Raw genomic sequence first — 12,392 nt, forward strand, 5'->3', positions numbered from 1 at the left:
CTACAAAAAATAAATGGGAAATCTTAATAGAATTCTGATTTTTAGGTTTAAATTTTTAGGTATGTTTTCTGCATAAAACTTACCAATTCCATTTTTTATTTTGAATCGAGAATAGTACTTTTGCACATGCAACACAACGTACTTATTTTAGATTTCGGTTCGCAATACACACAACTTATTGCGAGAAGAGTTCGGGAATTAAATATATTCTGCGAAATCTTCCCTTACAATCATTTTCCAACTGATTTATCGCCCTACAAAGCAGTCATCCTTGGCGGAAGTCCTTATTCTGTTCGCTCAGAAGACGCTTTGCAAATCGATTTGTCCAATATTCGAGGCAAATTGCCGCTGCTCGCGGTATGTTATGGCGCCCAATATTTGGCACATTTTTCAGGTGGAGAAGTAGCCGCTTCCAATATTAGAGAATATGGAAGAGCAAATTTATCCTATATTAAAGAAGAAGTTTTCTTTGAAAATGTAAATGTGAATTCACAAGTTTGGATGAGCCACAGTGACACCATCAAACACTTACCAACTAATGGTGTGAAATTGGCCAGTACCAAAGATGTCGAAAACGCAGCTTATAAAATCGATGGCGAAACAACTTATGCCATTCAGTTTCATCCCGAAGTTTATCATTCTACAGATGGGAAACAAATCCTTGAGAACTTTTTGGTTAAGATTGCACACGTTCCACAGAACTTTACACCAAACGCTTTTGTAGAAGATTGCGTTAAAGAATTACAGGAAAAAGTAAAAGGTGACAAAGTCGTACTTGGACTTTCAGGCGGTGTAGATTCTACGGTAGCGGCGGTTTTGCTGCACAAAGCTATTGGCAAAAACCTCTATTGTATTTTTGTTAATAATGGTTTGCTTCGTAAAAATGAATTCGAAAATGTTCTGCACCAATACAAAGACATGGGTTTAAATGTAAAAGGTGTCGATGCTACAGCCAGATTCATGACTGCATTAGATGGACTTGAAGATCCGGAAGCAAAAAGAAAAGCCATTGGTAATGCTTTTATCGAAGTTTTTGACGAAGAAGCACATTTAATTGAAGATGTAACCTGGTTGGCTCAAGGCACCATTTATCCTGACGTAATCGAATCGGTTTCGGTAAAAGGACCATCAGCAACCATCAAATCACATCATAACGTTGGCGGTTTACCTGATTATATGAAGCTCAAAATAGTGGAGCCTTTGCGTATGTTATTTAAAGATGAAGTGCGTAGAGTTGGTAAAACATTGGGCATCGACCCGGAACTTTTGGGCAGGCATCCATTTCCAGGACCAGGATTATCGATTAGAATTTTGGGTGCCATCACACCTGAAAAAGTTAGAATACTACAGGAAGTTGACGCTGTTTTTATCAACGGATTAAAAGAGCACGGATTGTACGATAAAGTATGGCAGGCCGGAGCGATTTTACTTCCTGTAAATAGTGTTGGAGTGATGGGTGATGAGCGTACTTATGAGAAGGTAGTGGCGCTGAGAGCTGTAGAATCAACCGATGGGATGACAGCGGATTGGGTTCATTTACCGTATGAATTTTTGATGAAAATCTCAAACGAGATTATAAATAAAGTAAAAGGTGTAAATAGAGTAGTGTATGATATAAGCTCCAAACCACCAGCAACAATCGAATGGGAATAGTTTTTGTTAACACAAAAAAGTTAATGAAAAAATTAGCAATTTATATTGTGTTAAAAAAGATTTGTTAACTTTAGACGTTAAATAAACATTAAGTAAATGAAAAACCGTATTCTTTTTTCAATATTTCTAACTATGTTTTCCTTTGTTTTTACAGTTTCTGCAAAACAGGAAAAATATACGAAACATACTGTTGCCAAAGGAGAAACTATCAATATGATAGCTCAAAAATATAAGGTTACTCCCTATGATATTTATAGTTTAAATCCAGATTCTCAAAACGGAATTCAATTGAACAGTGTTTTGTTGATTCCGGCCTCAGCTTCGGTAGTGGTTATCCATTCATCTCAAAATGCAACACAAACCAGCAATCCAAATTCACATTTAGTGCAACCCAAAGAAACGTTGTACAGCATTTCAAAACAATATGGAGTTACTATTGATGCACTAAAAGCGGCAAATGGAGATTTATTAAATAATGGTTTGAAGATTGGACAGAATATTAAAATCCCAACTTCGGGTAGCGGACAAAATGTTGCTGCTTCAAAACCTGTAGAAACTCCGAAAGTAGTTGCTCCTGTAGTTTCAAAGCCTGCCGTTGTAAAAGCAGCACCAAAGGTTGAAGCACCAAAAGGAGAAACCACCTATCACATCATTGAACCAAAGGAAACAAAATATGGTATTTCTAAAAAGTACGGAATGACCATTCCCGAATTGGAACGTTTAAATCCGGCAATTGTGAATGATTTTCCTATTGGTTTTAAACTTGTTGTTTCAGGCAATGTTGTAAATCAAGCTGTTTTAGAAACACCTAAACCAGCAGTTGAAACACCAAAACCAGTAGCCGAAACAGCGACAGCTGAAACGACAAGTACTAAAAAATATTTAGAAGAATATGTGGTTAAACCAAAAGAAACCATTGCAACTATTGCCAATGATTATGGAATATCCGAGCAGGAATTGATTTCTCTAAATCCCGAATTGAAAAGAGGAATTAAATTAGGAATGATACTCCGTGTGCCCAAAGGACAGCGAAAAGAACCTGTCAAAAAAGAACAGGGAAATTTACTAAAAACAATCAACACTAATGCGAGGAAACAACTCGCATTACTTTTGCCTTTTAATATTTCAAAAATTGAAAGCGACACTATAAATTCGACACAAGCCAGATTGAAAAAAGATAAATTCCTGAATTTGACTTTGGATTTCTATTCGGGTGCTTTGATGGCGATTGATTCAGCTAAAGTTTTAGGGATGAATGTCGATATCAAAATTTTAGATTCTCAGGAAACTAAAAACTCATCCAACGTAGCTACTTTGGTCCAACAAAATAATCTTCAAAGCATGGATGCTATTGTCGGACCATTTTATCAATCTAATGTCGAAAAATTAGCCGAACTGCTTGAGCCAACAAAAACTCCGGTTATTTCTCCACTATCAAAAGAAAGTGGAAAAAAATATACCAATTTGTACCAATCGATGCCTTCAGCAGAGTTGTTGCGAAGCTCAATTTTTGACTTTATGAAAGCCAAAAGCGGCAATATTATCGCCGTTGTTGATAACAAAAAAGGAAGTGTAAAACAGTACATTCAGGAAATGCAGCCCAATGTTAGAATTGCGGGTTTGAGCCCTAAAGGAACTTTTGTTGCCGATAGTTTAAAAGTCCTGTTCCAAAAAGACAAACTCAATTATGTGGTTTTAGCTTCTGAAAGTACTGGAATGATTCTGGCCACAACTTCTGCAATGTTAGCGGCACAAAAAGAGTATCAGGTGCAGCTTGTGATTTTGGAACAAAACGACACCTTTGATTTTGAGGAAATTTCATTAACGCGATTAACCAAATTGAAACTTCTCTATCCATCACTTTCCAGACCAAACGAAACTGATGAAGCCAATCAGTTTGATGCAAAGTATAAAAAGATAAATAAAATTATACCCAACCAATACGCCATTCGAGGTTTTGATGTAACGTTTGATACGTTACTACGATTGTCGCAGGACAAAACTTTTGAAGAGACCATTCAGGTTTCACCATCAGAACAAATAGAAAACAAATTTGATTATGTTCAAAATGCAACTTATGGTTATTCCAATAACGGAATTTACATTTTGTATTACGACACCGATTTAACCATAAAAGAAGCATTGTAATGGCAACATCAATCGTTAGATATTTAGGCGAATTGCGAACTTCGTCAATGCACATGCAATCCGGAACCGAAATCATTACCGATGCACCACTAGACAATCACGGAAAAGGAGAAGCATTTTCGCCAACCGATATGGTAGCGAATTCACTTGCAACCTGCATGATTACTATCATGGGGATTAAAGCCCGCGATATGGATATTGAATTGAAAGGAACAACTGCAGAAGTAACCAAAGTTATGGCTGCTGATCCAAGAAGGATTTCTGAAATTCACATTCACTTTGAGATGAACCATGCTGCTGATGATAAAACCAAAACCATTTTGGAAAGAGCAGGACTGACTTGTCCGGTTATGTTCAGCCTGCATCCAGATATCAAAAAGGAAATTACTTTTAATTGGAAGTAGAAAAAGAAAATAGAGAAGAGAACATAGAATATAGATTTCTTTTTTCAGCATAATTGTCTTTTCTCTTTCATCTTTTTTCTATTCTCTTTTTTAAATGAATCCACAACAACAACTTCTCATCAAACTCGCCCATACCAAAATGCCTTTCGGCAAATATGAAGGCTATTATCTTATCGATTTGCCCGAGTATTATGTGGTTTGGTACAGCCAAAAAGGTTTCCCAAAAGGACAGCTTGGCGAACAACTGCAACTCGTTTATGAACTTAAGTTAAACGGTTTGGAAGAATTGGTTCGGAATATTAAAAAACAATATCCGAAACCAATTTAATTCATTATTTTTGCCTCGTTTTTTACAACAATTACAACACAACAACTACAAAAAAAATGAATCAAACAAAATACATTTTTGTTACCGGCGGTGTGACTTCTTCTTTGGGAAAAGGAATCATCGCAGCATCTTTGGCCAAGTTACTACAGGCTAGGGGTTATCGAACGACCATTCAAAAATTTGATCCTTACATCAATGTTGATCCGGGAACTTTAAATCCGTATGAACACGGAGAATGTTTTGTGACAGATGATGGAGCAGAAACCGATTTAGATTTAGGACACTATGAAAGATTTTTAAACGTTCCCACTTCGCAAGCTAATAACGTTACTACAGGTAGAGTATATCTTTCGGTAATTGAGAAAGAACGAAGAGGCGAATTTTTGGGAAAAACTGTCCAGGTTGTTCCTCATATTACCAACGAAATTAAAGAACGCATGCAGTTGCTTGGGAAGTCAGGCGATTTTGATATAGTGATTACTGAAATTGGTGGAACGGTCGGAGATATTGAGTCCTTACCTTATATCGAATCGGTGCGTCAATTGGTTTGGGAATTAGGCGAGAGCAACGGAATCGTAATTCATTTGACATTGGTTCCTTATTTGGCTGCAGCCGGAGAATTAAAAACAAAACCAACACAGCACTCGGTTAAAACTTTGATGGAAAGCGGTATTAAAGCGGACATTTTAGTTTGTAGAACCGAGCACGAATTGTCGGATGAATTGCGTCAAAAATTAGCCTTGTTTTGCAACGTAAAACGCGAAGCGGTGATTCAGTCTATCGATGCTTCAACGATTTATGAAGTGCCAAATTTGATGCTTGAAGAAGGTTTGGATGTAGTCGCTTTAAAGAAATTAAACCTGCCTAAAAAAGCAGCTCCGGATTTGAAAAACTGGAATACTTTTCTACACCGATTAAAGCATCCGAAACAAACCGTAAATGTTGGTTTGGTTGGAAAATATGTAGAATTGCAGGATTCTTATAAATCAATTTTAGAATCATTTATTCATGCTGGTGCGGCAAACCAAACCAAAGTGAACGTGATTTCTATTCATTCTGAATATTTAGATGCCAAAACGGCAGATGAGCAACTAAAAGATTTGGACGGCATACTAGTTGCACCGGGATTTGGCGGTCGTGGAATTGAAGGAAAAATTGATACGGTTCGTTATGCACGTGAAAATAATATTCCGTTTTTCGGAATTTGTCTTGGAATGCAAATGGCGGTTATCGAATATTCGAGAAATATTTTGGGATTGAAAGATGCCAATTCAACCGAGATGAATGAAGAAACACCAAACCCTGTAATTTCGATTATGGAAGAACAGAAAACCATCACCGATAAAGGAGGAACGATGCGTCTTGGTGCCTGGAAGTGTGATATTGCTGCAGGAACTTTGGCACACCAAATATATGGAAGTGCCCAAATTCAGGAGCGTCACCGTCACCGTTATGAGTTTAATAATGAATACAGAAAACAATTAGAAAAAGCAGGATTAACTTGTTCAGGGATAAATCCGGAAACTGGTTTGGTTGAGATTATAGAATTGGAAAACCATCCGTTTTTTATTGGAGTACAATACCATCCTGAATATAAGAGTACGGTTGCGAATCCACACCCAATTTTTGTTAGCTTTGTGGCCGCAATGGTAAAACATAAAAATAAATAAAGGAACCGAAACAGGTTCAGCAGTACTTATGGAAGAAAAGAAATTTGATTTTAATACGATTATTGGTTTTGGTTTAATATTCGTTATCATCGTTTGGATGATGTATAACAACAGAGACAGCGAATTAAAAGAGCAACAGGAAAAAGCCAAAACCGAGAAAGCAGCAAAAGCAGCTGTGGCGGTAACTCCAAAAGAAACTACTAAAACCATAACAGATACTGCTGTTGCCGATTCAGTTAAAATTCAGAAACTTCAAGGTACTTTAGGAAGCTTTGCTTACTCAGCAACTTTGCCTTCTGCTACAGCAAATTTCACGACTTTAGAGAATGATTTGGTAAAGCTTAAGATTGCTAACAAAGGTGGTTATGTTGTTGAAGCCATTTTGAAAAAGTATGAAAAATTCAAGAAAAATTCAGGGCAATTAGTTGAATTGATAAAAGATAATAATGCCAGTTTTAATCTTCAATTGCAAACCAAAGACAATCGTGTTTTAAATACTAAAGACTTATTTTTTGAGCCAACTTTGACAAAAGTAGGAGCCAACCAAATCCTTTCTATGAAGTTGAAAGCCGGAGCAAATGAGTATTTGGAATACAAATATGTTTTGGCACCAAACCAATATTTAGTTGATTTCGATATACATTCTCAAGGATTAAATACGGTTCTAAATGCTTCAAAACCTATCGACTTGCAATGGGATTTGAAAAGCTACCGCAACGAGAAAAGTATATCCTATGAGAACCGTTATGCCGAAATTTATTTCGAGTATGAAGATGGGAAAATCGACTATGTTGGACAAGGAAAAGACAAAGAGGAAAATCCGGAAAAGGCAACTTTTATTGCTTACAAGCAGCACTTTTTCTCAACTATTTTATTGACCAAAACACCATTTGAGAAAGCAAAACTGCATTCGCATGATTTGGTGAATGATGATAAAAAAGACACCATTTTCACAAAACAATATAAAGCAACAATTCCGTTAGCATTTACAAATGGAGAGTTAGATTATAAAATGAATTGGTATTATGGTCCAACGGATTATAAAACTTTAAAAAATTACGACAGGAATCTTGAAAAAATTGTTCCGTTAGGATGGGGAATTTTTGGTTGGATAAACAAGTTTATTTTCATTCCGCTATTTGGATTTTTAAGCTCATTTATGGGATTGGGAATTGCGATTATTATCTTCACTATTTTGATCAAAATTGCAATGTCGCCTATTACGTTTAAATCATTTTTGTCACAGGCGAAAATGAAAGTTTTGCGTCCTGAGATTATGGAAATTGGAGAAAAATTCAAAAAAGATCCAATGAAAAAACAACAGGAAACAATGAAACTTTATAGCAAAGCTGGTGTGAATCCAATGGCTGGTTGTATTCCGGCATTGATACAAATTCCGTTTATGTATGCCTCGTTCCAGTTTTTCCCATCGGCATTTGAGTTGAGACAAAAAGGATTCCTTTGGGCGGACGATTTATCGTCATTTGACCAAATATTCAAATTGCCGTTCAATATTCCATTGTATGGTGATCACGTGAGTTTGTTCCCGATTTTAGCCGCGATTGCGATTTTCTTCTACATGAAAATGACTTCAGGTGATCAGGCAATGGCACAACCACCACAAGATGGTATGCCGGATATGGCTAAAATTATGAAAATCATGATTTATGTTTCACCGGTAATGATGTTGATTTTCTTCAACAGTTATGGTTCCGGATTGAGTTTGTATAACTTTATTTCTAACTTAATTACTATCGGAATTATGTTGGTTATCAAAAGATATTTTATCGATAGCGATAAAATTCATGCTCAGATTCAGGAAAATAAAGCCAAGCCAAAAACGGAAAGTAAGTTCCAAAAGAAAATGAGAGAAATGATGGAACAGGCTGAAGCTCAAAAGCAATTGCAAAACAAAAAGAAATAATATTTCAGTAATACATTTTCAAAACTCTGTTTAAAAACATATCTTTAAACAGAGTTTTTAATTTTAATAAACTATGAAAGTACTAATAATTGGTCACGGAAATATGGGTAAAACCTATGCCAATAGTTTTATCAGTTCGCGATTTATCAAACCCGAAGATATTTTTGTTTTGGTCAGAAATGCTGATTTTTCTACCATCGAAAGTGCTATTCCAAAAGCTAATTTTTCGAATTTGGTTTCCGATAAAATAGGCGATTTTGACATTGTAATTTTAGCCGTAAAACCACAGGATTTTACTGTTTTGGCACAGTCAATAAAACCGTATTTGAAAGACAGTCAGATTATTTTTTCTGTCATGGCCGGAATTACACTTTCTAAGTTAGAAAGCCAACTTTCGTGTTCGAAAATTGTGCGCTCTATGCCCAATATTCCAACGCAAATCGGAATGGGAATGACGGTCTTTACTGCTTCAGCTAATGTTGACAGAAAGGAATTGTTTATTATTCAAAACTTGATTAACACTACCGGAAAATCAGTTTATGTCGAGAATGAAAAACTGATTGATGCTGCCACAGCAATTTCAGGAAGCGGACCGGCTTATGTTTTTTATTTTATGCAATCCATGATAAAAGCAGCAGTCGATTTAGGATTTAACGAGTCGGAAGCAGAGTTGTTAGTCAACCAAACTTTTATGGGTTCAGTGGCGATACAAAACAGTTACTCATTATCGAACGAAGAATGGATTGCCAAAGTGGCTTCAAAAGGCGGAACAACTGAAAGTGCGTTGCGAATTTTTGAAAAAGGAAGTTTAGAAAAAACAATAGTTGAAGCAGTAAAAGCCGCCAATGACAGAGCTTTAGAATTAGGGTCATAAAAAAAGCGCAGTATTTATCTGCGCTTTTCTTTTTCATCACAATTTAAAATTATAAAGTAGGTAAAAGTACTTTACTCAATACATGGATTACTCCGTTTGAAGCCTGAACATCAGTTGCTATAATGTTGCATTCTCTGTTGTTAGCGTCTCTTAATCTTGCCCCACCACTTAAAAGAACAGTAAAGGTTTGAGATGGAGTTAAAATTGGGGTCACAACTTGTCCTTCAGTTAGAGAAGATGAGCGTACATTAGCAGGACTAACGACGTGATATGTTAATACTTTAGTTAAATTGGCAGCCGATACACCTGCAATTCCTCCTGGTGCTAATTCAGTATTTAAAGAAGTGAAAGCAGCGTTATTGGGAGCAAATACTGTAAATGGACCGGTACCTGAAAGAATACTCACAAAATCAGGTTGCCCTGAACTAGTCAATGCTCCGACCAAAGAGGTAAAATCAGGATTAGCAATAGCATGATTCACTACAGTTGGTAATCCAATAACATTTCCAACAACATGAACAACACCGTTGCTTGCATCTATATCAGCAGTTGTAACAGTCGCTCCACCATTCGAAGCTCCACCATTTAGAGTAACAACTCCACCGGATTTTTGTATAAACATACTTATGGTTGGTGAACTTGCTGTAGTATTAATAGGAGACAATGTTGAAGCATAACCCGTTACTATGTCAGCACTTTTAACTTCTGCGCCAATTACATGATTTAATAAAACATTTTTGAGTACATTAACATCTACATTATTAACTGTAACAGAAGGACCAAGAGATGTAAAGAACGTTTGAAAAGCAGAATTAGTTGGTGCAAATACGGTAAATTGACCACTACCATCCAAAGTAGCCGTTAGACCGGTTCTGTTCAAAGCAGTAACCAAAGTTGAGAAATCTGAGTTTCCAGATGCAATGTCAACGATTGTTGGTTGACTATCGCTATCACTATCACTACTACATGAGAAGATAGTTAGCGAAAAAATAGCAATTCCGATAATTTTTGTTAAATTTTTCATAGCTTTTTTGTTTAATGTTTACACAAAGCTAAATCATTTTTGTTTAACAAAAAACAATAAAGATTAAACAAAATAATATTTATGAAAAAATTAACTATTTTGTTTAACCTCTTAATCAGTAACTTAAAGCTGTGTAATCAATATTTTCTAACAGTTTATTTTTTTTGGTTCGCTATTTGGTTAAACAGAAAAGTTTTGATTTAAATAATTTTTTGAGATGTTTTACGTTATAAGTAAAAAACTATTTTTGTTGAAGCATGAAACAAATAGAAAACATGAAATACATAATTACAATATTGTTAACCTCACTCACATTGTGCGCTCAGGATTTTAACAAATTAGATGAAAACGGCAAAAAAAATGGTTTGTGGAAAGGCGTTTATGAAGCATCAAAACGACCTCGTTACGAAGGAACTTTTGAACACGGAAAAGAAATCGGAATGTTCAAATTTTTTGATGACACCAAAGCAGGAACAGTAATCGCCACAAGAGAATTTAATGCTAAAGACAATTCATGCTATACTATTTTTTACAATCAAAATAAAAGTAAAGTAAGTGAAGGAAAAGTGGTCAACAAGCAATTTGAAGGCGAATGGAAATATTACCATGAAGATTCACCATCCATCATGACTCTTGAAATTTACGCAAATGGCAAACTAAATGGTGTTCGAAAAGTGTTTTATAAAAGCGGTGTAATAGCTGAAGAGACAACCTATAAAGATGGCTTTAAAAACGGAGCTTATAAAAGTTATGCTGAAAACGGAATAGTGATGGAAGAATCAAATTATAAGAATGGTTTGTACGATGGACAGGCAATTTATAGAAATCCGACCAATGAAATTTCGGGGCAGGGAGTTTATAAAAACGGTAAGAAAGTTGGCATATGGAAAATGCTCGTCAAAGGAAAAATGAAAGATGTTAATATGAACTTCCAAAACAAAAACTTTAAAAAACCGGTTATGCCAAAACAGGGTGACGTTAAAGTTGAAGTTAAAGATGCTGAAAAACCCAATCCTGATTTAGATAGTGAAATCAAAAACAAATTAGGAAGATAAATAGGTTTTGTCTACGATTGAATTGTTTTAACTGATATTATAATATTAAATTATACAGATTTTGCGGTAACTTTGCCGCAAATTTTTTTTGCAATAAAATGAAACGAGTTGTTGTTGGACTTTCGGGTGGTGTTGATTCGAGTGTTGCTGCTTATCTTTTAAAAGAACAAGGCTATGAAGTCATTGGTCTTTTTATGAAGAACTGGCACGATGATTCTGTCACTATTTCTAATGAATGTCCGTGGCTCGAAGACAGTAACGATGCACTTTTGGTTGCCGAAAAATTAGGTATCCCTTTTCAAACCGTTGATTTAAGCGAACAATACAAAGAAAAAATCGTTGACTACATGTTCAACGAATACGAACAAGGACGAACTCCAAATCCGGATGTATTGTGCAATCGCGAAATTAAGTTTGATGTTTTTATGAAAATTGCTTTAAGTCTTGGTGCCGATTATGTAGCAACCGGACATTATTGCAGAAAAGGGGAAATTGAAGTTGGCGGAAAACCGGTTTATCAATTGCTTGCCGGAAAAGATGGAAACAAAGATCAGTCTTATTTCCTTTGCCAATTATCGCAGGAGCAGTTGGCTAAGTCTTTATTTCCAATTGGAGAATTGACCAAACCGGAAGTTCGTGAAATAGCTACAAAATTAGATTTGGTTACAGCAGAAAAGAAAGACTCGCAAGGTTTGTGTTTTATTGGAAAAGTTCGTTTACCCGAATTTTTGCAACAACAATTGCAACCCAAAGAAGGTTTGATTTATGAAATTGAGGCGAATAGTTCACTATATAATCAAGAGCAGCCAATCTTTAATTCGTTAGAAGAAAAATTAGCATTTGAAAGCAAGGGAATTTCATATACTTCTGAAAGCGGAAAAATTGTGGGCAAACATCAAGGAGCACATTACTTCACCATTGGGCAACGAAAAGGTTTGAATGTTGGCGGAACAAAAGAAGCACTTTTTATTATTGCGACTGATGTAAAAACCAATGCGATTTATACTGGTCAAGGTGCAAATCATCCTGGCTTATTCAAAAAAACATTGAGAGTGCAACCTTCAGAAATTCATTGGATACGCGAAGATTTAGCATTGAAAAATGGTGAAACGATGCAGGTTATGGCTCGTATTCGTTACCGTCAGGCATTGCAGAAAGCGACTTTATACCAATTTGAAAGTGGTTTGTATGTTTCTTTTGATGAACCACAATCGGCGATAACGGAAGGTCAGTTTGTAGCGTGGAATATTGATGACGAATTAGTTGGTTCAGGAGTAATTTCATAAATTAGCATTCTCAATGAGTAAATGCT

Annotated in this window: 10 protein-coding genes; 9 read left to right on the forward strand and 1 reads right to left on the reverse strand. The window is 35.8% G+C overall.

The features are described from left to right. Positions 1-126: 126 nt before the first annotated feature. From guaA to proC, 7 genes are all read left to right on the forward strand, one after another. Positions 127-1,653 (forward strand): glutamine-hydrolyzing GMP synthase, encoded by a 1,527-nt coding sequence (guaA, locus tag GS03_RS06080; RefSeq protein WP_136151662.1) that lies wholly within the window; start codon positions 127-129, stop codon positions 1,651-1,653. 96 nt (positions 1,654-1,749) lie between these two features. Then, positions 1,750-3,801 carry a LysM peptidoglycan-binding domain-containing protein gene (locus GS03_RS06085; protein WP_136151663.1) on the forward strand — a complete coding sequence of 684 codons (2,052 nt, stop codon included), beginning with the start codon at positions 1,750-1,752 and terminating at the stop codon, positions 3,799-3,801. Then, the gene (locus tag GS03_RS06090; RefSeq protein ID WP_136151664.1) at positions 3,801-4,205 is read left to right on the forward strand and encodes an OsmC family protein; all 405 of its coding nucleotides are present in this window, start codon (positions 3,801-3,803) and stop codon (positions 4,203-4,205) included. The genes GS03_RS06085 and GS03_RS06090 overlap by 1 nt, the downstream gene beginning before the upstream one ends. 94 nt (positions 4,206-4,299) lie before the next feature. Next, positions 4,300-4,533, forward strand: coding sequence for a DUF3820 family protein (locus GS03_RS06095; RefSeq protein WP_136151665.1), 234 nt, complete (start codon positions 4,300-4,302; stop codon positions 4,531-4,533). A 56-nt stretch (positions 4,534-4,589) separates the two neighbouring features. Beyond that, on the forward strand, positions 4,590-6,203 hold the full coding sequence (locus GS03_RS06100; protein WP_136151666.1) for a CTP synthase: 1,614 nt from the start codon (positions 4,590-4,592) through the stop codon (positions 6,201-6,203). Positions 6,204-6,231: 28 nt separating this feature from the next. Continuing rightward, positions 6,232-8,127: a membrane protein insertase YidC gene (gene yidC, locus GS03_RS06105; RefSeq protein WP_136151667.1), complete on the forward strand. Its 1,896-nt coding sequence runs from the start codon at positions 6,232-6,234 to the stop codon at positions 8,125-8,127. A gap of 73 nt (positions 8,128-8,200) precedes the next feature. Further along, a complete protein-coding gene (gene proC, locus GS03_RS06110) occupies positions 8,201-9,001 on the forward strand; it encodes a pyrroline-5-carboxylate reductase (RefSeq protein ID WP_136151668.1) in 801 nt (266 codons plus the stop codon). Between the two features lie 49 nt (positions 9,002-9,050). Here proC and GS03_RS06115 read toward each other — a convergent pair whose 3' ends face one another. Next, positions 9,051-10,025, reverse strand: a complete 975-nt coding sequence (locus tag GS03_RS06115; RefSeq protein ID WP_136151669.1) for a fasciclin domain-containing protein — start codon at positions 10,023-10,025, stop codon at positions 9,051-9,053. 275 nt (positions 10,026-10,300) lie between these two features. Between GS03_RS06115 and GS03_RS06120 the strand changes: the two genes are divergently transcribed. Then, positions 10,301-11,080 (forward strand): toxin-antitoxin system YwqK family antitoxin, encoded by a 780-nt coding sequence (locus tag GS03_RS06120; protein ID WP_246034185.1) that lies wholly within the window; start codon positions 10,301-10,303, stop codon positions 11,078-11,080. A 98-nt stretch (positions 11,081-11,178) separates the two neighbouring features. Continuing rightward, positions 11,179-12,366: a tRNA 2-thiouridine(34) synthase MnmA gene (gene mnmA, locus GS03_RS06125; protein WP_136151671.1), complete on the forward strand. Its 1,188-nt coding sequence runs from the start codon at positions 11,179-11,181 to the stop codon at positions 12,364-12,366. The last annotated feature ends 26 nt before the right edge of the window (positions 12,367-12,392 follow it).

This window comes from Flavobacterium sangjuense, from assembly GCF_004797125.1.
In the GTDB taxonomy this organism is placed as follows: domain Bacteria; phylum Bacteroidota; class Bacteroidia; order Flavobacteriales; family Flavobacteriaceae; genus Flavobacterium; species Flavobacterium sangjuense.